Source organism: Mycobacterium sp. B14F4 (assembly GCF_039871645.1).
In the GTDB taxonomy this organism is placed as follows: Bacteria; Actinomycetota; Actinomycetes; order Mycobacteriales; family Mycobacteriaceae; genus Mycobacterium.
The window spans coordinates 478,322-500,227 of the sequence record NZ_JBDPMF010000004.1 but is presented as its reverse complement, the minus strand read 5'-3'; the positions used below and the strand labels follow the sequence as shown (position 1 = coordinate 500,227).

22 protein-coding genes and 1 tRNA gene are annotated in these 21,906 nt (G+C 67.5%); 16 read left to right on the top strand and 7 right to left on the bottom strand.

The window, feature by feature from the left end; translation table 11 throughout:
- Positions 1-57 precede the first annotated feature (57 nt).
- The 3 genes from ABGB19_RS14875 to xerD are packed head-to-tail and all read left to right on the top strand — an operon-like array spanning position 58 to position 3,375.
- Entirely contained in the window at positions 58-1,818 is a 1,761-nt protein-coding gene (locus tag ABGB19_RS14875; RefSeq protein ID WP_347686703.1) for a CTP synthase, read from the top strand.
- Positions 1,811-2,431 carry an NUDIX hydrolase gene (locus ABGB19_RS14870; protein ID WP_347686702.1) on the top strand — a complete coding sequence of 207 codons (621 nt, stop codon included), beginning with the start codon at positions 1,811-1,813 and terminating at the stop codon, positions 2,429-2,431. Before ABGB19_RS14875 ends, ABGB19_RS14870 begins: the two co-directional genes overlap by 8 nt.
- Complete coding sequence (xerD, locus tag ABGB19_RS14865; protein ID WP_347686701.1) at positions 2,428-3,375, top strand: site-specific tyrosine recombinase XerD; 948 nt, start codon at positions 2,428-2,430, stop codon at positions 3,373-3,375. Before ABGB19_RS14870 ends, xerD begins: the two co-directional genes overlap by 4 nt.
- Positions 3,376-3,395: 20 nt before the next feature.
- Here the strand turns inward: xerD and ABGB19_RS14860 are convergent, their stop codons facing one another.
- The gene (locus tag ABGB19_RS14860) at positions 3,396-3,707 is read right to left on the bottom strand and encodes an XRE family transcriptional regulator (protein WP_347686700.1); all 312 of its coding nucleotides are present in this window, start codon (positions 3,705-3,707) and stop codon (positions 3,396-3,398) included.
- Between the two features lie 326 nt (positions 3,708-4,033).
- Between ABGB19_RS14860 and ABGB19_RS14855 the strand changes: the two genes are divergently transcribed.
- Positions 4,034-4,375, top strand: coding sequence for a hypothetical protein (locus ABGB19_RS14855; RefSeq protein ID WP_347686699.1), 342 nt, complete (start codon positions 4,034-4,036; stop codon positions 4,373-4,375).
- Here ABGB19_RS14855 and ABGB19_RS14850 read toward each other — a convergent pair.
- Positions 4,372-5,124, bottom strand: a complete 753-nt coding sequence (locus ABGB19_RS14850; protein ID WP_347686698.1) for a class I SAM-dependent methyltransferase — start codon at positions 5,122-5,124, stop codon at positions 4,372-4,374. The two genes, ABGB19_RS14855 and ABGB19_RS14850, sit on opposite strands and share 4 nt — an antisense overlap.
- Before the next feature lie 168 nt (positions 5,125-5,292).
- Between ABGB19_RS14850 and ABGB19_RS14845 the strand changes: the two genes are divergently transcribed.
- From ABGB19_RS14845 to ABGB19_RS14810, 8 genes are all read left to right on the top strand, one after another.
- Positions 5,293-6,153, top strand: a complete 861-nt coding sequence (locus ABGB19_RS14845) for a ParA family protein (RefSeq protein ID WP_347686756.1) — start codon at positions 5,293-5,295, stop codon at positions 6,151-6,153.
- Positions 6,150-6,968, top strand: coding sequence for a segregation/condensation protein A (locus ABGB19_RS14840; RefSeq protein ID WP_347686697.1), 819 nt, complete (start codon positions 6,150-6,152; stop codon positions 6,966-6,968). The genes ABGB19_RS14845 and ABGB19_RS14840 overlap by 4 nt, the downstream gene beginning before the upstream one ends.
- A complete protein-coding gene (scpB, locus tag ABGB19_RS14835) occupies positions 6,961-7,671 on the top strand; it encodes an SMC-Scp complex subunit ScpB (protein WP_347686696.1) in 711 nt (236 codons plus the stop codon). The genes ABGB19_RS14840 and scpB overlap by 8 nt, the downstream gene beginning before the upstream one ends.
- Complete coding sequence (locus tag ABGB19_RS14830) at positions 7,664-8,407, top strand: pseudouridine synthase (protein ID WP_347686695.1); 744 nt, start codon at positions 7,664-7,666, stop codon at positions 8,405-8,407. The genes scpB and ABGB19_RS14830 overlap by 8 nt, the downstream gene beginning before the upstream one ends.
- A 5-nt stretch (positions 8,408-8,412) precedes the next feature.
- Positions 8,413-9,087 carry a (d)CMP kinase gene (gene cmk, locus ABGB19_RS14825; protein ID WP_347686755.1) on the top strand — a complete coding sequence of 225 codons (675 nt, stop codon included), beginning with the start codon at positions 8,413-8,415 and terminating at the stop codon, positions 9,085-9,087.
- Entirely contained in the window at positions 9,084-10,490 is a 1,407-nt protein-coding gene (der, locus tag ABGB19_RS14820) for a ribosome biogenesis GTPase Der (RefSeq protein ID WP_347686694.1), read from the top strand. The genes cmk and der overlap by 4 nt, the downstream gene beginning before the upstream one ends.
- Before the next feature lie 117 nt (positions 10,491-10,607).
- Complete coding sequence (locus ABGB19_RS14815) at positions 10,608-11,390, top strand: sulfite exporter TauE/SafE family protein (protein ID WP_347686693.1); 783 nt, start codon at positions 10,608-10,610, stop codon at positions 11,388-11,390.
- 228 nt (positions 11,391-11,618) lie between these two features.
- Positions 11,619-12,530: a sulfite exporter TauE/SafE family protein gene (locus ABGB19_RS14810; RefSeq protein WP_347686692.1), complete on the top strand. Its 912-nt coding sequence runs from the start codon at positions 11,619-11,621 to the stop codon at positions 12,528-12,530.
- A 3-nt stretch (positions 12,531-12,533) separates the two neighbouring features.
- Here the strand turns inward: ABGB19_RS14810 and ABGB19_RS14805 are convergent, their stop codons facing one another.
- On the bottom strand, positions 12,534-14,027 hold the full coding sequence (locus tag ABGB19_RS14805) for a cryptochrome/photolyase family protein (protein ID WP_347686691.1): 1,494 nt from the start codon (positions 14,025-14,027) through the stop codon (positions 12,534-12,536).
- 88 nt (positions 14,028-14,115) lie between these two features.
- Between ABGB19_RS14805 and ABGB19_RS14800 the strand changes: the two genes are divergently transcribed.
- Positions 14,116-14,192, top strand: a tRNA-Pro gene (locus tag ABGB19_RS14800).
- A gap of 168 nt (positions 14,193-14,360) precedes the next feature.
- A complete protein-coding gene (locus ABGB19_RS14795) occupies positions 14,361-15,005 on the top strand; it encodes a dihydrofolate reductase family protein (RefSeq protein WP_347686690.1) in 645 nt (214 codons plus the stop codon).
- Between the two features lie 51 nt (positions 15,006-15,056).
- Here ABGB19_RS14795 and ABGB19_RS14790 read toward each other — a convergent pair whose 3' ends face one another.
- Together ABGB19_RS14790 and ABGB19_RS14785 are read right to left on the bottom strand one after the other, a co-directional pair.
- Entirely contained in the window at positions 15,057-15,428 is a 372-nt protein-coding gene (locus tag ABGB19_RS14790) for a hypothetical protein (RefSeq protein WP_347686689.1), read from the bottom strand.
- Between the two features lie 193 nt (positions 15,429-15,621).
- Positions 15,622-15,858, bottom strand: a complete 237-nt coding sequence (locus tag ABGB19_RS14785) for a hypothetical protein (RefSeq protein WP_347686688.1) — start codon at positions 15,856-15,858, stop codon at positions 15,622-15,624.
- A 644-nt stretch (positions 15,859-16,502) separates the two neighbouring features.
- Between ABGB19_RS14785 and ABGB19_RS14780 the strand changes: the two genes are divergently transcribed.
- On the top strand, positions 16,503-16,817 hold the full coding sequence (locus ABGB19_RS14780) for a hypothetical protein (RefSeq protein WP_347686687.1): 315 nt from the start codon (positions 16,503-16,505) through the stop codon (positions 16,815-16,817).
- A 117-nt stretch (positions 16,818-16,934) separates the two neighbouring features.
- On the opposite strand, the gene ABGB19_RS14775 is transcribed toward ABGB19_RS14780, so the two are convergent.
- Complete coding sequence (locus ABGB19_RS14775) at positions 16,935-17,708, bottom strand: hypothetical protein (protein ID WP_347686686.1); 774 nt, start codon at positions 17,706-17,708, stop codon at positions 16,935-16,937.
- Positions 17,709-17,774: 66 nt separating this feature from the next.
- On the opposite strand from ABGB19_RS14775, the gene ABGB19_RS14770 reads away from it, so the two are divergent.
- The gene (locus ABGB19_RS14770) at positions 17,775-19,076 is read left to right on the top strand and encodes an acyltransferase family protein (RefSeq protein WP_347686685.1); all 1,302 of its coding nucleotides are present in this window, start codon (positions 17,775-17,777) and stop codon (positions 19,074-19,076) included.
- On the opposite strand, the gene ABGB19_RS14765 is transcribed toward ABGB19_RS14770, so the two are convergent.
- Positions 19,021-21,891, bottom strand: coding sequence for an MMPL family transporter (locus ABGB19_RS14765; protein ID WP_347686684.1), 2,871 nt, complete (start codon positions 21,889-21,891; stop codon positions 19,021-19,023). The genes ABGB19_RS14770 and ABGB19_RS14765 overlap by 56 nt on opposite strands.
- Positions 21,892-21,906 lie beyond the last annotated feature (15 nt).

Sequence of the window (21,906 nt, the reverse complement as noted above, 5' to 3'; positions counted from 1 at the left end):
CCGAGCTAGGAATCGGCCTAGAAAAGTAAGCCCTGCCCGTCGTCACGGAGGTTGTTCTTGCCAGCGTTACGCAAGCACCCGCAAACGGCCACCAAGCACCTCTTCGTCACGGGCGGCGTGGTTTCCTCACTCGGCAAGGGCCTCACTGCATCGAGCCTCGGACAGTTGCTGACCGCGCGGGGCCTGCAGGTGACGATGCAGAAGCTGGACCCGTACCTCAACGTCGACCCGGGCACCATGAACCCGTTCCAGCACGGCGAGGTGTTCGTCACCGAGGACGGCGCCGAAACCGATCTCGACGTCGGCCACTACGAGCGCTTTCTCGACCGCAACCTGTCCGGATCGGCGAATGTCACGACGGGGCAGGTCTATTCGTCGGTGATCGCCAAGGAACGCCGCGGCGAGTACCTCGGCGACACGGTGCAGGTCATTCCACACATCACCGACGAGATCAAGAGTCGCATCCTGGCGATGGCCGCCGCCGATGAGGCCGGTCGACGGCCCGACATCGTGATCACCGAGATCGGCGGCACGGTCGGCGACATCGAGTCGCTGCCGTTCCTGGAGGCGGCGCGGCAGGTGCGCCACGAGGTTGGCCGCGAGAACTGCTTCTTCCTGCACTGCTCGCTGGTGCCCTACATGGCGCCGTCGGGCGAGTTGAAGACCAAGCCGACGCAGCACTCGGTGGCGGCGCTGCGCAGCATCGGCATCACTCCAGACGCGTTGATCCTGCGCTGCGACCGTGATGTGCCCGAACCGCTGAAGAACAAGATCGCGTTGATGTGTGACGTCGACGTCGACGGCGTCATCTCCACCCCGGACGCGCCGTCGATCTACGACATCCCCAAGGTGCTGCACCGCGAGGAACTCGACGCCTACGTGGTCCGCCGGCTGAACCTGCCGTTCCGCGACGTCGACTGGACGCAGTGGAACGACCTGCTCCAGCGGGTGCACGAACCGCACGAGACGGTCCGAATCGCGTTGGTGGGCAAGTACATCGACCTGTCCGATGCCTACCTGTCGGTGGCCGAGGCGCTGCGCGCGGGTGGGTTCAAGCACCGCGCGAAGGTCGAGATGCGCTGGGTGGCCTCCGACGACTGCGAAACCGACGCCAGTGCCGCCGCCGCGCTCGCCGATGTGCACGGCGTGCTGATTCCCGGCGGCTTCGGCATCCGCGGCATCGAGGGCAAGATCGGCGCCATCCACTACGCCCGCAAGCGGGGCCTGCCGGTGCTCGGGCTGTGCCTGGGCCTGCAGTGCATCGTCATCGAGGCGGCTCGGTCGGTCGGCCTGACGCAGGCCAACTCCGCGGAGTTCGATCCCCAGACGCCCGACCCGGTGATCTCGACGATGGCCGACCAGCGCGACGCCGTCGCCGGCGAGGCGGACCTGGGCGGCACCATGCGACTCGGCGCCTATCCGGCTGTGCTGGAAGAGGATTCGATCGTCGCGCGGGCCTACGGCGCGACGGAGGTGTCCGAGCGGCACCGGCACCGCTACGAGGTGAACAACCTCTACCGCGATCGCATCGCCGAGAGTGGCCTGAGGTTCTCCGGCACCTCGCCGGACGGCCACCTCGTCGAGTTCGTCGAATACTCCTCAGGCGCGCACCCCTTCATCGTCGGCACGCAGGCGCACCCCGAACTCAAGAGCAGGCCCACCCGGCCGCATCCGCTGTTCGTCGCGTTCGTCGGCGCGGCGCTGACGTACAAGGCCGAGGAGCGGTTGCCGGTCGAGATCCCCGAGCAGCGGTCCAACGGCGCCGAGCATCCCGACGAGGTCGGGCAACTGCTGCAAGAGCCCGCCACCCGTGGCTGAACACGAGTTCGAGACGGTCTCATCGGAAACGCTCTACGTCGGCAAGATCTTCGCGCTGCGCGCTGACGACGTGCGCATGCCGGGCGGCAATGTCGCGCGGCGCGAAGTCGTCGAGCATTACGGCGCGGTGGCCGTGCTCGCTATGGACGACCACCGCAACATCGCTCTCGTCTACCAGTACCGGCACCCGTTCGGCCGGCGACTGTGGGAATTCCCTGCCGGATTGCTCGACCTCGGCGGGGAGCCGCCGCACATCACCGCGGCACGCGAACTCGAGGAAGAGGCCGGGCTGACGGCGACCGAGTGGCGGGTGCTCGTCGACCTGGACTCCGCGCCCGGCTTCAGCGACGAAAGCGTGCGGATCTACCTGGCGACCGGATTGACCGAGGTGGGGCGGCCCGAAGCCCACGACGAGGAAGCCGACCTGATCGTCGAGTGGTTTCCGCTCGACGAGGCGGTTCGCATGGTGTTGTCCGGCGAGATCGTCAATTCGCTTGCCGCAGGCGGCATTCTGGCCGCCCGCGCGATGGGTGACGCAACGGCGCTACGGCCGGTCGACGCGCCGTGGAGCGACCGGCCCACGGCATTAGGCCGCCGCAGGGGTCACCCGTGACGACATTCAGACGCGCACTTGACGACCAGGTGCAGGGCTACCTCGACCACCTGACGATCGAGCGCGGTGTCGCCGCCAACACGCTGAGCTCCTACCGCCGCGATCTGCGCCGCTACACCGAGCATCTGGCGGCCCGGGACATCGACGACCTCACCAAGGTGGCCGAGGCCGACGTCAGCGAGTTTCTGGTCGCGCTGCGCCGCGGTGATGCCGAAGCGGGAACCGCGCCGCTGTCGGCGGTTTCGGCGGCGCGTGCGTTGATCGCCGTTCGGGGGCTGCACCGGTTCGCCGCCGCCGAGGGTCTCACCGAGGTCAACGTGGCCTCCGCGGTCAAGCCGCCCACGCCCGGCAGGCGGCTGCCCAAGAGCCTGACCATCGACGAGGTGCTGGCATTGCTGGAGGCGGCGGGCGGAGACAGCGAGGCCGACAGCGCGCTGACCCTGCGCAATCGCGCGCTGCTCGAACTGCTGTATTCCACCGGTGCCCGCATCTCCGAGGCCGTCGGCCTAGACATCGATGACGTCGACACCCACGCGCGGTCGGTTCTGCTGCGCGGCAAGGGCGGCAAGCACCGGCTGGTGCCGGTAGGTAGACCCGCGGTCACGGCGCTGGATGCCTACCTCGTCCGGGGCAGGCCTGATCTGGCTCGCCGCGGCAAGGGGACGGCGGCGATCTTCCTCAACTCCCGCGGCGGCCGGCTGTCGCGGCAGAGCGCGTGGCAGGTGCTGCAGGACGCCGCGGAGCGCGCGGGGATCACCGCAGCGGTGTCGCCGCACGTGCTGCGCCACTCCTTCGCGACGCATCTTCTCGACGGCGGGGCCGACGTCCGCGTCGTGCAGGAACTGCTCGGCCACGCCTCGGTCACCACGACGCAGATCTACACGATGGTGACCGTCAACGCGCTGCGCGAGGTGTGGGCCGGCGCCCATCCGCGGGCCCGCTAGCGTCGCGGCGGTCGCGGACGTCAGGACGCGATGTCGGTCTGCGCGCCCGGCACGTCGGCGACGACGACGCCCGCCGAATCGATGTAGCCCATGAGATCTTCCCGGGTCACGAACCCGAGCCGGACCTGGAGATCGGTGAAGCTGAGCCCGAACCGTTCCGCGATCTTGTAGAGCTCGTCGGCGTTGGGGAAGTCGTCCTGCTTGATCCGGCGGTAGTAGCAGCTGCTGGAGGTTCCGAGTGCCTGGTAAATCTGTTGATTCGTCACACGGCCGTCGAGGAGGTAGGTGAGCAACGCACCGAGTTGCCGTCCATTCTCATCTGTCCGGGGCACCGCATCACGGTAGCCCAACTCAGTAGCTATGTCAGCACCAGCGTCAATATCCTCCCGCCAAATAGCTGCTGGTCACACGTTGTGATCTTGATTACACAAAGGCCAACAGGGCCGGACAGTCTTCACAGCGATCGGTGATGCGGCCAGGCGATGTCGTTCAGCAAGCCGTACCGAATTTGCTTGGCACCCGTACGCGGACGCGCTGAACGATACGGTACGGCGGACCCGCGCCCCCGAACATCATGTTGCGTTCGCTTCCCGGTGGTCTGCCGGGTGATGTGCTCTCGCGACCGTTGTTTCGGGCGCCGGTCCGGCTCGCCGAGGCAGTGAGCAAGCGCGCACGCCGCTCTGGCCTCGGCTACCTCGGTGAGTTCGGGTTGCCGATTCCGGTCGACGGCCCGTTAGCGAGGGTCAAGCGTCTCGAACAGGCGCCCTCGCGGCTGGACCCGCACGCGATCGTGCTGGCAACCGGCTATCAGCGTGGCCTGGAGACGCTGGTCGGTCACCTCGGCGTCCTGGATGACGCCGGCAAGCCCGCAGCGCAGGGCGTTCGTGCCGCCGCCCCGGGTCTGCGCTTCCTCGGGTTCGAGACCCGCCCGTCGCTCATCGGATATATCGGGAAGCAGGCCGGGCGAATGGCCCGACGCATCGCGCAGGAACTGCGTTAGCCCAAGTATTCGGACTCGAGCACCAGGTCACCCAGCAGCGTCTGGTATTCAGCGTGGGTCTTGTGCTCGACGGTGTCGAACGACCTGCCCTGCTGCTGGCGCATGTACTGGCGGTACTTCGGGGCGCCGGGAATCTTGACGTTGTCCGCGACGACGATGGATCCGCGGTGCAGCCAACCGCGCTCGAGAATGCTCTGCAGGTCGGACAGGTAGGCGTTCTTGTCGTGGTCGAGGAACAGCACGTCGAGCGCTCCCGGCGCGAAGCCGTGCGCGCCGGCCAGCGCGTCGAGCGTGCGTCCACCGTCGCCGAGGGTGCCGACCACGCAGGTGACCCGGTCCTGGACCCCGGCGTGCGCCCAGATGCGCCGGGCGATCTCGGCGTTGGCCTGCGCCAACTCCACCGAGTAGACCCGCGCCGCGGGCGCCGCCCTGGCCAGCCGCAGCGCCCCGTAGCCGCAGTAGGTGCCGAGTTCGAGCACCAGCCGTGGATTCGCGCGCTCGACCGCCGCGTCGAGGATGGCGCCCTTCTCGTCGCCGACGTTGATCAGGAACGACTCGTCGTAGGCGAACCGGTCGATGGTGGCGATGACGTCGTCGACGTCGCCGCGGCGCGCGTTGGCCTCCACGTAGTCCGCGGCGGCCGCCTCACGACCGTCGCCGATCTGGCCGGTGGTGGAGATGTTGCGGGCGCCGACCGCCAACCGAAGGAACGACCACCGCAGCAGCGGTATCCGTTGCCTCAATCCCATGGCGTCACCATATGCCAGCTGATCGGCGCAAAGTTGCCCGCGGGTCTGGCAGACCTGGCAGGGGTGTCCCGTTAAACTTGCCCGGATGCCCGCCATGCCTTCGACTTGCCTGACCAGCGACGGTCGGGCATGACCGACCCCGGGGGCGACGCGGGCGCAAGCAAGGGGATGGCCGACGGCGCCGGCGGGGCGGAGCTGGGCCTGACGGGCCGTCCGCCGCGGAACATTCCCGAACCCCAGCCCAGAACCACGCACGGGCCCGCCAAGGTCATCGCGATGTGCAACCAGAAGGGCGGGGTGGGCAAGACCACGTCGACGATCAACCTCGGCGCCAGCCTGGCCGAGTACGGCCGCCGGGTGCTGTTGGTGGATCTCGATCCGCAGGGCGCGCTGTCGGCGGGTCTGGGTGTGCCGCACTACGAACTCGAGCAGACGGTGCACAACCTGCTGGTCGAGCCAAGGGTGTCGATCGACGACGTGCTGATCCACACGCGGGTCAAGAACCTCGATCTGGTGCCGAGCAACATCGACCTGTCGGCCGCGGAGATCCAACTGGTCAACGAGGTCGGCCGCGAGCAGTCTCTGGCGCGGGCGCTGTACCCGGTGCTGGACCGCTACGACTACGTGCTGATCGACTGCCAGCCGTCGCTGGGCCTGCTGACCGTCAACGGCCTGGCGTGCAGCGACGGGGTGATCATCCCGACCGAGTGCGAGTTCTTCTCGCTGCGCGGGCTGGCGCTGCTCACCGACACCGTCGACAAGGTGCACGACCGGCTGAACCCGAAGCTGTCGATCAGCGGCATCCTGATCACCCGCTACGACCCGCGCACGGTGAACTCCCGAGAGGTGATGGCCCGCGTCGTCGAGCGGTTCGGCGACCTGGTGTTCGACACCGTCATCACCCGCACGGTGCGCTTCCCCGAGACCAGCGTCGCCGGCGAACCGATCACCACGTGGGCTCCGAAATCCGGTGGTGCGCAAGCCTACCGGTCGCTGGCTCGCGAGGTCATCAACCGGTTCGACGCGTGACCGAGACGACGCCGGAGGAATCGCAGCACGCAGGTTTCCAAGTCCGACTGAGCAATTTCGAGGGCCCCTTCGACCTGCTGCTGCAGCTGATCTTCGCGCACCGCCTCGACGTCACCGAGGTTGCGCTGCACCAGGTCACCGACGACTTCATCGCCTACACGAAGGCGATCGGCTCGCAACTGGAGCTCGACGAGACGACGGCGTTTCTCGTCATCGCGGCCACGCTGCTCGATCTGAAGGCGGCACGGCTGCTACCCGCCGGCGAGGTGCACGACGAGGAGGACCTGGCGCTGCTCGAGGTCCGCGACCTGTTGTTCGCCCGGCTGCTGCAGTACCGGGCGTTCAAACACGTCGCCGAGATGTTCGCCGAACTGGAGGCCGCGGCGCTGCGCAGCTACCCGCGGTCGGTGGCGTTGGAGGAGCGGTATTCCGACCTGCTGCCCGAGGTGATGATCGGCGTCGACGCCGAGGCGTTCGCGCACATCGCGGCGGCCGCGTTCACGCCGCGACCGGTGCCGACGGTGGGCACCGACCATCTGCACCAGGTGGCGGTGTCGGTGCCCGAGCAGGTCGGTAACCTGATGGCGCTGCTGCAGACCCGCGGGATCGGGCAGTGGGCGTCGTTCCGCGACCTGGTGGCCGACTGCCAGGCGCCGATCGAGATCGTGGGGCGGTTCCTGGCGCTGCTCGAGCTATACCGCGCGCGGGCAGTAGCCTTCGAGCAACCCGAACCGCTTGGGGTGCTGCAGATTTCATGGACCGGCGAACGCCCGACGCACGAGCACCTGGCGGTGGAAGAAGACCAATATGGATGACGAGACCCACGAAGAGAACCCGGCCGACATCGGGCTCGGCATCGACGTCGCCGAACCCCCCGAGTTGGAGGACGGCGAACTCGGAGCTGCGCTCGAGGCCCTGCTCCTGGTCGTCGACACCCCTGCGCCCGTCGAGCAGCTCGCGGTGGCCATCGAGCAACCGCCCTACCGGGTGGCGGCCAAGCTGACCACGATGGCGCAGGAGTACGCGGCCCGCGACAGCGGCATCGACCTGCGGGAGGCCGGGGGCGGCTGGCGGATGTACACCCGCGCGCGGTACGCGCCGTACGTGGAGCGGCTGTTGCTCGACGGGGCGCGTTCGAAGTTGACCCGCGCGGCGCTCGAAACGCTTGCCGTGGTGGCCTACCGGCAGCCGGTCACGCGCGCCCGGGTGAGCGCGGTGCGCGGCGTCAACGTCGACGCCGTCATCCGCACGCTGGTGGCCCGCGGCCTGATCACCGAGGCCGGCACCGATCCGGATTCCGGCGCGGTGACGTTCGCGACCACCGAGCTGTTCCTGGAGCGGCTGGGGCTGACGTCTTTGGCCGATCTGCCCGACATCGCGCCGCTGCTGCCCGACGTCGATGTCATCGACGATCTCAGCGAAAGCCTCGACGAGGAACCACGTTTCATCAAGCTCAGCGCCGCCCCGGCGCCCGCGCAGCCGACGGCGTTCGACGTGGACACCGATTCGAATGGCTGATCCGGAAGGTGTGCGGCTGCAGAAAGTGTTGTCGCAGGCCGGGATAGCGTCGCGCCGGGTCGCCGAGAGGATGATCCGCGACGGGCGCGTCGAGGTCGACGACCGGGTGGTGACCGAGTTGGGCACCCGCGTGGACCCGAGCGTGTCGGTCATCCGGGTCGACGGCGCGCGCGTCACGCTGGACGACACGTTGGTGCACCTCGCCATCAACAAGCCCAAGGGCATGCACTCGACGATGTCCGATGACCGCGGCCGGCCGTGCGTCGGGGATCTCGTGGAACACCGGGTGCGGGGGAACAAGAAGCTGTTTCACGTCGGTCGGCTCGACGCCGACACCGAGGGTCTGATGCTGCTGACCAACGACGGGGAGCTCGCCCATCGGCTGATGCATCCGTCGTTCGAGGTGCCCAAAACCTACCTGGCGACGGTGGAGGGCACGGTGCCGCGCGGATTCGGCCGCAAGCTGCGCGACGGCATCGAGCTGGACGACGGCCCCGCGCGCGTAGACGATTTCGCGGTGGTGGACAAGGTGCCCGGAAAGACCTTGGTGAAGGTGACGCTGCACGAGGGCCGCAAGCGGATCGTGCGCCGGATGCTGGCCGCGGCGGGGTTCCCGGTAAAGGAGCTCGTGCGCACCGACATCGGAACGGTCTCGCTGGGCGACCAACGGCCGGGCAGCATCCGGGTGCTGACGCAGAAGGAGCTGGGCGAGCTGTACCGGGCGGTGGGGCTGTGAGTGCGATGGTGATCGCGGTGGACGGACCGGCGGGTACCGGAAAGTCCACGGTGTCAAGGGGTTTGGCCCGCGAGCTGCACGCGCGCTACTTGGACACCGGCGCCATGTACCGGATCGCCACGCTGGCGGTGCTGCGTGCCGGTGTCGACCTCGCCGATGCCGACGCCGTCGCCGAGGTGGCGAACCGGGCGGAGTTGAGTGTCGGGTACGACCCGGACGAGGACCGCTCGTACTTGGGCGGTGAAGACGTCTCGGTCGAGATCCGCGGCGACGCGGTGACCAAGGCGGTGTCCGCGGTCTCGGCCGTGGCCGCGGTGCGTACCCGGTTGGTTGACGTCCAGCGGTCGCTGGCATCGGGGCAGGGCAGCGTCGTGGTGGAAGGCCGCGACATCGGCACGGTGGTGCTTCCCGATGCCGACGTCAAGATCTTCCTGACCGCTTCGGCCGAGGTGCGCGCGCGACGGCGCAACGAGCAGAACATGGCCGCCGGCCTACGTGACGACTACGAGGCGGTGCTCGCCGACGTCAAGCGCCGTGACCATCTGGACACGACGCGGCTGGTGTCGCCGTTGCGGCCCGCCGACGACGCGGTGGTGGTCGACACCAGCGAGATGGCGCAGAGGGACGTGATCGCGCATCTGCTGCGCCTCGTGCACGAGCGTGAGGGAGCGCAGCAGTGAGTGACGACGGCACCTGGGTCGACGAAAGCGACTGGGAGCTCGGCGCCGAAGAGGTCTCCGAGGCCATCGAGGAGGCGGCCGCACCACCGCCGGTGGTCGCGGTGGTCGGGCGGCCCAACGTTGGCAAGTCGACGTTGGTCAACCGCATCCTCGGCCGTCGCGAGGCTGTCGTGCAGGATGTGCCCGGCGTGACGCGCGACCGGGTGTCCTATGACGCCCTTTGGTCGGGTCGGCGCTTCGTGCTGCAGGACACCGGCGGCTGGGAGCCCGACGCGAAAGGGTTGCAGCAGTTGGTCGCCGAGCAGGCGAGTGTCGCGATGCGCACCGCGGACGCGATCATCTTCGTCGTCGACGCCGTGGTCGGCGCCACGACCGCCGACGAGGCGGCCGCGCGGCTGCTGCAGCGCTCGGGTAAGCCGGTCTTCTTGGCGGCCAACAAGGTTGACTCCGAACGGTTGGAGGCCGACGCGTCCGAATTGTGGTCGCTGGGGTTGGGAGAGCCCCATCCGATCAGCGCCATGCACGGCCGCGGTGTGGCAGACCTGCTGGACAGGTTGATGGAGTCGCTGCCCGCGGTATCGGAGCTGGCCTCCGGCGGGGGAGGACCGCGACGGGTCGCCTTGGTGGGCAAGCCGAACGTCGGCAAGAGTTCGTTGTTGAACCGATTGTCCGGGGACGAGCGGTCGGTGGTCCACGACGTCGCGGGGACGACGGTGGACCCGGTCGACTCGCTGATCGAGATGGACGGCAAGCTCTGGCGATTCGTCGACACGGCAGGCTTGCGACGCAAGGTCGGACAGGCCAGCGGTCACGAGTTCTACGCGTCGGTCCGCACGCACGGCGCCATCGACGCCGCCGAGGTCGCGATCGTGTTGATCGATGCGTCGCAGCCGCTGACCGAGCAGGACCAACGGGTGCTGTCGATGGTGATCGAGGCGGGCCGGGCCCTCGTGCTGGCGTTCAACAAATGGGATCTGATCGACGAGGATCGCCGCTACCTGCTGGACCGCGAGATCGACCGCGAACTGGTGCAGGTGCAGTGGGCCCCGCGGGTGAACATCTCGGCCAAGACCGGACGCGCGGTGCAGAAGTTGGTGCCTGCGCTGGAGAAGTCGCTCGAGTCGTGGGACACCCGCGTGTCGACCGGCCGGCTCAACACCTTCCTCAAGGAGGTCGTCGCGGCGCACCCGCCGCCCGTGCGGGGCGGCAAGCAGCCGCGGATCCTGTTCGCCACCCAGGCGACGGCGCGCCCGCCGACCTTCGTGCTGTTCACCTCCGGCTTCCTCGAGGCGGGTTACCGGCGGTTCCTGGAGCGACGGCTGCGCGAGACGTTCGGCTTCGAGGGCAGCCCGATCCGCATCAACGTGCGGGTGCGGGAGAGGCGCGGCGCCAAGCGACGTTGATTGCGGTTTCGGCGCTCTTCGACACGCTGGATATGCGACCGGGGTCACGACCGCAGGGCCTCCGCAGCCATGGATGCAATATCCGGACCGCGAGAACCCACGACTAGCGTTGACCCGGTGCCCGTCGTCGACATGATCCTGATCGCGTTGGCCGGCCTCGGGGCGGGCGCCGTCAACACCCTCGTCGGATCGGGCACCCTCATCACCTTCCCCACGCTGGTCGCGCTCGGCTATCCGCCGGTCACCTCGACGATGTCCAACGCCATCGGCCTGGTGGCGGGCGGGGTGTCCGGCACCTGGGGATACCGCCGCGAACTGCGCGGCCAGTGGGACCGGCTCAAGTGGCAGATCCCCGCGTCGTTCGTCGGCGCGGCGCTGGGCGCGTGGCTGCTGCTGCACCTTCCGGAGAAGGTGTTCGAACAGGTGGTGCCGGTGCTGCTGGTCGCCGCGTTGGCGCTGGTGGTCGTCGGACCTCGGATCCAGGAGTACGCGCGGAAACGGGCCGAAGCAGCCGGTCGGTCGGCCGACCATGTCTCGGCGGGTCGGATGGCGGCCTTGGTGGCCGCAACGTTCGCGGTCGGCGTCTACGGCGGCTATTTCACGGCGGCGCAGGGCATCATGCTGATCGCCGCCATGGGCGCGCTGCTTCCCGAGGACATGCAGCGCATGAACGCGGCGAAGAACCTGCTGTCGCTGATCGTCAACGTCGTCGCGGCGGTGGCCTACATGGCAGTCGCGTTCGACCGCATCAGTTGGCCGGCCGCGGGGCTGATCGCGGTGGGTTCGCTGGTCGGCGGGTTCCTCGGCGCGCACTACGGGCGACGGCTCTCACCGAACGCACTGCGCGCGTTCATCTTGGTCGTGGGAATGATCGGGCTCTACCGATTGCTGACTTTGTAGATCCGTTCGGTAAGGTGGCGTGACACGTCGTGACTAGGTAAGGGGAGACGGGTGGCCGAACGCCGGTTCCGCACCGCACCGTCGGCCCTCTGTGCGCTCGAGCCGTTCTGGCCGTCGCGACGGGTCATCGCCTTCGACGAGTGGTGTCGCGCGCGCATCTGATTTCGCGCCCACTGTCCGTCCGGTCGGCCGCCACGCGGTGACCACCCTTATTCGAAAGCAGAACGTATGCGTTCGCTGCTGATCTTCACGCTTGTCGGTGTCGGGGCGCAGCTGGTCGACGGTGCGTTGGGGATGGCGTTCGGCGTCACCGCCACCACGCTGCTGGTCCTAAGCAGTGTCGGCGCGGCCCAGGCCAGCGCGGCCGTCCACCTGGCAGAGGTCGGCACCACCCTGGCATCGGGGTTGTCGCACTGGCGGTTCAAGAACATCGACTGGTCGATCGTGTTGAAGCTGGGCGCGCCCGGTGCGATCGGCGCGTTCGCGGGCGCGACGGTGCTGTCGTCGCTGTCCACCGAGCACGCCGCGCCGCTGATGGCGGGGATCCTGGTGGTGATCGGTGCCTATGTGCTGCTGCGCTTCTCGCTTCGCAATCCTCCGGTGCTGCGGCACGGGGAGACCCCGCACTCGGCGAAGTTCCTCAGCCCGCTGGGGTTGTTCGGCGGCTTCATCGACGCGTCCGGCGGCGGCGGGTGGGGGCCGGTCACCACGAGCACGCTGCTGTCGCGGGGCAAGACCGCGCCGCGCACGGTGATCGGTTCGGTGAGCGCGTCGGAGTTCCTGGTGGCCGCCTCGGCGTCGGTGGGCTTCGGGATAGGCCTGCGCGAGGAGTTCGTACAGAACCTCCCGATCGTGCTCGGTCTGGCGATCGGCGGGGTGATCGCCGCGCCGATCGCGGCCTGGCTGGTCAGTCGGATCAACCCGGCGCTGCTGGGCAGCGCCGTCGGTGGGGTCATCGTCCTGACCAACAGCCAGAAGCTGGTGCACTACTTCGGTATCGAGTGGCCGTGGTCGACGGCGCTGTACTCGGCGATCGTGATCGCCTGGGGTGCACTCGTTTTCGTGGCCTGGCGGACGTCGCGCGCACCGAAGTCGGTGCCGGCCGGCGACGACGTGGAAACGGTCGTCATCAGTCGCTGAGGTTCAGAACGTGTTGCGCGTCCGCTCCTGCTCGAGGACCTCGTCGAGATCCTTGAGCCCCTCCATCATCGACACCGAGCGTTGCGTGCGCCGGTTACGCGCGAGCAGATCCCGGTGGCGGTGCACGAAGGTCCAGTACCCCGCGGTGAAGGGGCACGCGTCGTCGCCGAGCCGCTTCTTGGGGTCATAGGCGCAGTTGCCGCAGTGGTCGCTCATCCTGTTGATGTAGGCGCCGCCCGCGGCGTATGGCTTGGTGGCCAGTGCGCCGCCGTCGGCGTGCTGGCTCATGCCGATGACGTTGGTGGGCATCACCCAGCGGAAGCCGTCGACGTAGGCCGTCCCGAACCATTCGGTCAGCTGACGGGGTGAGTAGCCGCGCTGCAGCGCGAAGTTGCCCAGCACCATCAGGCGTTGGATGTGATGGGTCCAGCCGCGGTCGCGCACGCCCATCAGCGCATGACGCAGGCATTCGGCGGTGACGGCGTCGGCGTCGAGGTCGGCCCACCAATCGGGCAGCTTGGTACGGGCGTCCAATTTGTTGTTGCGGAGGTAGCCGGGGCCGAAGTGCCAGTACAGATGCCACATGTACTCGCGCCAGCCCAGGATCTGACGGATGAAGCCCTCGACGGCGGCCAGGGGAGCGGCGCCGGTTCGATAGGCCTGCTCGGCGGCGTGCACGGCGTCGAGGGGGTGCAGCACGCCGAGGTTGAGCGGCACCGACAGCAGCGAGTGCGACATCGCCCAGTCACCGCCCATGATCGCGTCCTCCCAGCGGCCGAAGGTGGGCAGGCGGTGCTCGACGAAGCGCTTGAGCGCGCGCCGCGCCTCGGCGGGGGTGACCGCGAACAGTCGTGGGCCGTCGGCGCCGACGGTGTCGACACCCATCGCGTCGAGGTCGCGGCGGACCTGCTGGTCGATGTCGTCCTCGCGCGGTTGGTAGGGCTTGGGCACACCGAGTGTCGACTGCTTCCTCGGTGGTGACTCGCGGTTCTCCTCGTCGTAATTCCAGCGGTGGCCGACGGGGTCCAGACCGTCCATCAGCACGTCGAAGCGGCGGCGTTGGTCGCGGTAGAAGTTCTCCATGCGGAATCGGCTGCGGTTGCCCGCCCACTCCTGGAAGTCTTTGCGCGACAACGCGAACATGGGGGTCGGAAGGATCTCTGCGACGAGGCCCCGCTTCTGCAGGCGATGCACGAATCGTTCGGCGGTGTGCGACGTCGGCTGGTGTACGAGCACGGGGCACCCGAAGCGTTCGAGAGCCTCGGTGTAGGTGTCGGCCTTGAGCAGGGTGGCGCGGTCGCCGAGGTCGCGGCGGGCATGGCGCAACGCCGAGAGCACCAGGTGCAGTTTCTGGCGGTGGTAGCGGTGCTTGCGCAGCGCCACGTCGGACTCGATGAGCAGGACCTCGCGGTGGGCGTGCTCGCCGCCGTAGAAGGCTGGGCCGAGTTGATCGGCGAAGAGCCAGAGCGGGGTGTCGTCGCGTCCGGTGCCGGTCACCGCACGGGTATACCCCGCACGGCGGTTGAGACGGTGACGCTTGGCTGCGGTAGCATTTCGTCCGCTGCCGGCGATCCTGGCGGCACCGCGGGCTGTGGCGCAGTTTGGTAGCGCACTTGACTGGGGGTCAAGTGGTCGCAGGTTCAAATCCTGTCAGCCCGACCAGGTCAGAGGCGGTTTCGGAGCGATCCGGCACCGCCTCGATTGCGGTGAAGCACCGATGGATAGCACCGTCACCACGATGGTCCAAGCGGCCGGCGCATATCCACGATGAGTCTGTCGTCGCCTCCAGGTCTACCTTTCGACCGAGACCATCGACATCGGGAGCAAGGCATGGGCCTCATCCACATCGAGTTGTTCGCAACCCTTGACCTCGTCGGGCAGGCGCCGGGCGGCCCCGACGAGGATCCGGCGGGGTTCCCGTTCGGCGGTTGGCAGGCGCCCCTGCTGGACGAGGTGTCCGGCGCACAGGTCGGCGCTGCGTACGAAGGCACGGACGCTCTCCTGCTCGGCCGGCGGACGTATGACATCTTCGCCGCCTACTGGCCGCACCAGGACGGCGGCCAGGACAACGAGATCGCCGCAAAGTTCAACAGCGTCCCCAAGTACGTGGCCTCCCGCGGCAGGCCCGACCTTTCATGGGCAGGGTCAACGCAGCTCGGTCCGGATCTGGCCGACGCGGTGCGCGAGATCCGTGACCGGCACCGGCAGGTGAGCGTCGTCGGCAGCCTGAACCTGGTGCAGACCCTTCTTCGCGAAAAGCTCTTCGACCGTCTCGACCTATGGGTGCACCCGATCGTGCTGGGCGTCGGAAAGAAGGTGTTCGACGGTGGCGCGGTGCCCACCAACCTCACGCTTCTCCAACCGCCGCAGGCCGGTCCGACAGGCACCGTGTACCTGCGCTATGGGCTCGCGGATGGAACTCCGGGAACGGGAGACATGGGTGCACCCGATCGCGGTGTCCGGCGTCACGACTAACACGACCCCCGCCGGGCGTCTCCGCAACTCATCGCTGACCCGGGGATGCGCTCAGGAGTTGCGGTCCGAGTCATCCTTGTCGTCCGAGTCGTCCGAGTCGTCCTTGTCGTCCTTGTCGTCCTCTGAGTCTTTATCGTCCTCTGAGTCTTTATCGTCGTTCGAGTCTTTATCGTCGTCGGAGTCCTCGTCCGAGTCCTTGTCGTCGTCCGCCGACTCATCGCCTGCAGCCGGGCCGCCTTCGTCGGCCGACTCCGCCTTGTCCGCGAACTTGTTCAACAGCGCCGCGAGATCCCGCGCCTCCTCGGGTTCCAGCCGGTCGCTGAAGAGCTGCTCGTCGTCCTCGCTACGCCGTTCGAGGTACACCGCATCGCCTTTGAAGCCGACGTCCCACCGGCCACCCTCACCGTTCTCGTGCCGAACCATGAACTGCTGCCTCCCCCGATGACTGTCGGATACCAACATGTACCCATCTCCGCTCGGACCGAATCGGCGACAACGTTATTGCGGTGGTGAGGGGGTGAGCAGTGAGAGCTACACGTCGTACGGACCGCGACTATCCAATACGACGGCCCGCCCCGCCAGGTGGCGGGACGGGCCGTCGTTCTCCATCACCGGCTCAGGTGCACGGAATCCCGTGTGGGCCTCCGGTCCAGTGACCCGGCGGATTGCCCGGGCACAACGTGTTCTTGATCTGGCCTGGCGGTGCGGGGTTCCAGTCATCCCAGTGGTCAATCCATGGCACCCATGGCTCCCACGGTGTCCAATCGTCGGCCTGCGCCGTACCCGCGCCGAAACCGAGCGCCGCGGCGCACAGCGCGCCGGCGAGGGTGGCGGTTCCTAGCAGCTTCTTCATGTTCTGGTCCTCCTCACGCACTCCCATTCCGGTCTCCGGATGACCGATCTCCGGAATGGACTACCGCATTGCGCTCTGCAGTTGGTACCTGATTATCTGACCCTGATACGACCCTGTCTCTGGCTACCCTGGGATACCTGGGTCCTAAACCCTCGATGGCTGACCGCTGGCGAAGATTCTATGGAGCTGATTTCTCCATCTCCGGCTGCCAGAGCGGTGGCCGAACTGCCGTCGGAGCGGCGCAGCACCGGCACCCCTGAGCCGGGGTTTCCACCCCTCGTGCGCTCGCGGAACAGTAACTCGAGGTCGGCCATCGGCCAACTCTCTCAGGTGACTTCGTCCAGGTCCTCGAGACAACAACACGTACGGCAACCAGCAAACGCCCCTGCGACGCCTGCGTTTTCCCTGAACTGACGTCTCACAAGAGGCCGCCTCCGGTCGGAGTCAGCGGCATCGGTCATCCGGACGCGCTTAGAGCCGAGGATGACGTCGTCGGAGCCGCGTTCTCGGCAGCGATGCTTGCCGGCCGGATAGGAAAATCTTCCCTTCCCGGCCGTGAATTCTGGCTTCGCGGGCGATTACGCGGAAGCCGCTGCCGCGGAAGTATTCCTCTCAACAGCTCGACCACCCCGAGAGGAAATCCAATGACCACCACCCGCAAGCTCACCCGCATCAAGGCCGCAGCGACGCTCTTCGGCGCGCTCTCGGTTCTCCTGCTCGCCCCGGCGACCGCCTACGCCGTCGACAACGAGCCGACGCCCGGCGGCGGCGGCGGCTGCACCTACGCCGACGCCGACGGCTACGAGATCCCGATCGACGACGGCCAGACCGTCTTCGTCGACGGCAAGCTGGTCACCTGCAAGGGCGGGCAGATCACTGTCACCACCGCGCCGAAGCGCAACGTCATCCAGCGGCCGATCTTCGATCGGAACGCACCTGTGCTCACCGTGGCCCCCTGACCCCCTCCCAGTCGGCCCGTCACCGCGGCGGTGGCGGGCCGACCCATGTGCTAAAAGCACATGTGCGACCGCGGGGACCAAAGCCGAGACCCCTACGTACCAGAAGGCTGGCGCTCGTCAACCAAGTTCGTCCTGTTGAGTGAAGGCCGCATCCGCGACGTCATTGGGTTGTTCGCCAGTTGCTTCCGTCTGGCACTGCTTCAGCCCGTCCTCCGAGATCGCGGACGCGATGGGTGTTTTCATCGGAACCATCGGGATCGGAGTCATCCGCCCGCGCCTCTTGAGCAGTGATGCGAGTTCCATCACCCGCGGGATGGCGTCTTCTAATCCCGAAGCCAGCCGAGCCGCTGTAATCGGATCAATCTGGGCAGGCAGCGAATCACCCAACGGGGTTTGTAGGTCCTGCCCGGTCGGATAATCGGCGTCGTCGTCGCAGAGCCTACGGCCGATACAGCAGATGCCCTGCACATAATCGCGAATTGTTCCTGAGCCGTCGTCTTGCTCCGCGGCTCGGTGTCTCGCGGATCGAACGCGGTCCGACGGGCGCTCCGCGATCGGCGTGTATCCGATGTACCGGCCGTCTCCGAAGCGGGAACGCATCCAGGCGTCGCCGACGGGCACCGGGCCGCTGGACGCCGGATATGTAACGGTGTTGGAGCTACGATTCCGACGCCGGTAAGCCTTCTGGCGGCACGCCGTGGAGCAATACCGCGCATCCTTGCGGCCATGAAAATCACCCGCACAAATGGCACAGGACAAACGGGCCGCCGGCATAGGCGTAGCGTAACAGTTAGTCGTCGCGTTGTGAATAACCGTCTCGTTATGCTTGCTCGGCGAGAGCGCATCTTCGGATCCCCACGGCGACGGTAATGAATCGTTCACGAGCATCACCTCCTCGCATCCCTAACGCGTAGTCCTACTCATCCGGTCGGGCCCGCGGCACGGCATCCTGGACCCATGCCGCTCGCCAAACCCCTGTCCGGCGCCGACAAGCTCGCCGCGAACACCCCGCGCGACCGCGACCGCGCTGTCGACGTCGCCCGGCTCGGCGCCCTGCTGGTCGTCATCTTCGGCCACTGCGCACTGCTGCTGGCCACCATCGACGACGCCGGCGTGCGCATCGGGAACTCGCTCGGTGAGTTGCCCGCACTGGCCCCCATCACCTGGGTCGTCCAGGTCATGCCGCTCTTCTTCTTCGCCGGTGGCGCGGCCGGGGCTTACGGCTGGCACCCAGGCTCGGCGTGGGGGACATGGCTCGTCAGGCGCGCGCAACGGCTGTGCCGGCCGCTGTTCTTCTATCTAGCCGCATGGTCCGTCGGCCTCGCCGTGGTCCGGTTGACGCTCGGCGCGGGATCCGCTGCCGATCTCGGCCGCGAAAGCGTTGCGCTGCTGTGGTTCCTGGGTGTGTACCTCGTCGTGCTGGCCTTCGTCCCGGCGCTGACCCGGCTGTCCTCGGCACGCACGGTGATTGCCCTCGTCGCCGCCCTGCTGGCCACCGCCGCCGCCATCGACGCGGTCCGTATCGCGGTCGGCAACGACATGTTTGGTCTCGCGAATTTCGTTGTGGTGTGGCTGATTCCGATGGTGATCGGGGTGGCCTACGCGCGCCGTCTCGTCAGCCTGCCCGCCGCGATCGCCGGTGCTGTGGCCGCCTTCACCGCCCAGGTACTGCTCGTGGTGAGCGGACCGTACGAGGTCGCCCTCGTGGTGACCGGCACCGAGCAACTGTCCAACACCTCGCCGCCTACGCTGTTGCTCGCCCTGCACTGCACCTGGATGTCCTGCCTCTTCGTGGCCGCTGCCGGTCCCATCCGCCGCTGGGCCGAGCGGCCCCGGGTGTGGTACGTCGTCGCCACGGGCAACGGCGGCGCCATGACGCTCTACCTCTGGCACATCGTCGCCATCGCGGTCGCCGCCTTCTCGCTGCACGCCGTGGGACTCGACGCCTACGACGTCCACGCCCCCGACTTCTGGGCCATGCTGGCGCTGCGGGCGGTCGCGTTCGCGTTCGTGATGACCGTGATGTTCCGGCTGCTGTCCCCGCTGGAGCACCGGCGCCTGCCGTGGTGGGACGCTGCGGTGGACGCGACAGGTGCCCGCTCCGCCGTCGCGGGTGCGCTGATCGTGTTCGCCGGTGTCGCACTCACCCTGCTGGCCAAGCACGGGCTGACCGGCGCGACCGGCTGGGCGCTGCTCGGCTGCTTTACGGCGTCGGCTGTCGCGGCGAGGGCCACGGCACGGGTTTCGGTCGCGGCCTGACGTTCTGCGGCCACCAGAACCACTTGCCCATCAGCGCCGCGATCGACGGCGTCATGAACGCGCGGATCACCAGCGTGTCGAACAACAGGCCCATGCCGATCGTCGTGCCGACCTGCGCGACGACGGTCAACGAACTGACCGCCATCGAGATCATGGTAAACGCGAACACCAAACCCGCTGCGGTGACGACGGATCCGCTGCCGCCCATCGCCCGGATGATGGCGGTATTGATGCCGGCGGGCAACTCCTCCTTCAGCCGCGCCACCAACAGCAGGTTGTAGTCCGCACCGACGGCCAACAGGATGATGACGGCCATCGCCATCACCATGAACTGCAGGTCGATGCCAAGGATGTGCTGCCACAACAGGATCGACAGGCCGAACGACGCACCCAGTGAGAGCACGACCGTCCCGACGATCACCGCGGCCGCGACCACGCTGCGGGTGATGATCAGCATGATCGTGAAGATCAGCGCCAGCGCGAGGATCGCCGCGATCATCAGGTCGTAGGCGTTGCCCTCCTGCATGTCCCGGAACGCCGAGGCGGTGCCGCCCACGTAGATCGTCGAGCCCTCCAACGGCGTGCCCTTGATCGCTTCCTTGGCGGCGTGCTTGATGGCGTCGATGCGGTCGATGCCGTCGGTGCTGAGCGGGTCACCCTCGTGTTGGACGATCATGCGCACCGCGTGACCGTTGGGCGAGATGAAGTTCTCCATGCCGCGCTTGAACTCTTCGTTCTCGAAGATCTCCGGCGGCAGATAGAACGTGTCGTCGTTCCACGAGTCGTTGAAGGCGTCACCCATCGCCGACTGGTTCTCCGACATCGCGGCCTGCTGATCCTGCATGCCGCCCTGGGTGGCGTGCATGGTCAGCATCATCGTCTTCATCGTCTTCATCGACTCGATCTGCTCGGGCATCAGCGCGATCAGTTGCGGCATGAGCGCATCGAGCCGTTCGAGATCCGGAACCAGCTGCTGGATGTCGTCGGTCATCGTGTTCAGACCGTCGATGGTGTCGAAGACCGACCGCATCGCCCAGCAGATCGGGATGTTGAAGCAGTGCGGTTCCCAGTAGAAGTAGTTGCGGATCGGCCGGAAGAAGTCGTCGAAATCGGCAACGTGGTCGCGCAATTCGGCGATGTCGATGGTCATATCCTTGGTCTTGGCGACCATGCTGGACGTCGTCGCCGACATCTCACCCATCAGCGACATCATGCGCGTCATGGTGTCGATGGTGGTCTGCATCTCGTCGGCCTGGACCAGCATGTCGTCCATGCGGTCCTCCAGGTACTTGCGGTTCAGGTCCTGGTTGACGCCGCTGAGGCTGAGCTGGGCGGGAATGGTACTGAATTCGATCGGTTTACCGCTCGGCCTGGTGATCGACTGCACCCGGCTGATACCCGGCACGCGGAAGATGGCCTTGGCGACCTTGTCGATGACGATGAAGTCCGCGGAGTTGCGAAGGTCGTGATCGCTTTCGATCAGCACCAGTTCCGGATTCATCGTAGCGGGCGAGAAGTGCCGTTCGGCCGCGGCGAAACCCTGATTGGCGGGCAGGTCCTGCGGCAGGTAGTTGCGGTCGTTGTAGTTGGGCCGGTAGCCCGGTAGGGCGAGCAGGCCGACGAGGGACAGCGCGATCGTCGCCAACAGGACCGGACCGGGCCACCGCACGATGGCGGCGCCGATCTTGCGCCACCCGCGGATGCGCATGGCGCGCTTGGGCTCGAGCACCTTGCGGAAGCGGCTCGCGACGCTGATGATCGCCGGCCCCAGCGTCAACGCGACCAACACCGCCATCGTCATTCCGACCGCCAGCGGGATGCCCAGCGACTGGAAGTACGGCAGGCGGGTGAACGACAGGCAGAACGTCGCACCGGCGATCGTCATGCCCGAGCCCAGCACCACGTGCGCGGTCCCGCGAAACATGGTGTGGAAGGCCAACTCGCGATCCTCACCTGACGTCCGCGCCTCCTGGTAGCGCCCGATGAGGAAGATCGCGTAGTCGGTCGATGCGGCGATCGCCAGCGTCACGAGGAGGTTGGTGGCGAACGTCGACAACCCGATCAGCTCGTGGTACCCCAGAAACGCCACCACGCCGCGCGTGGCGCCCAGTGCCAGGACGACCATCACCAGCGTGATCAGCATGGTCACGATCGAGCGATAGACCAGCAGCAGCATCGTGATGATGACGGCGAACGTGACGTATTCGATGATGCGCACGCTGCGGTCGCTGGCGATCTGCTGGTCGGCCACCAGCGCCGACCCGCCGGTGACGTAGACCGTCACGCCCGGTGGGGTAGAAAGGCCGTCGACGATCTGCTGGACGGCCTCCACCGACTCGTTGGACAGGGCCTCGCCCATGTTGCCGGCCAGGTAGGCCTGTACGTAGACGGCCTTGCCGTCGGCGCTCACCGCGCCGGCCTCGGTCAGGGGGTCGCCCCAGAAGTCCTGAATGTGCTCGACGTGCTCGGTGTCGGCTTCCAGCCTGTCGACCAGTTCGGTGTAATACCGCCGCGCATCGTCGCCCAGCGGCTGTTCGCCCTCCAACACGATCATCACCGCGCTGTCGGACTCGAACTCCTCGAAGACCTCGCCGACGCGCTTCATCGCGATCACCGACGGCGCTTCGGACGGGCTCATCGACACCGAACGCATCTGGCCGACGACCTCGAGCTGCGGCACCGTCGTGTTCAGCAGCCCGATGAGCAGCACCCAGCCGACGATGATCGGAACGGCCAGCCGGCGGATCCACTTGGCCAGGCCGGATCGCTTCGCGGGCTCGGTCCGCGTGCCCGGCTCCAGGGTCGGAGCGCTCACCAGGCAGTCACCTCG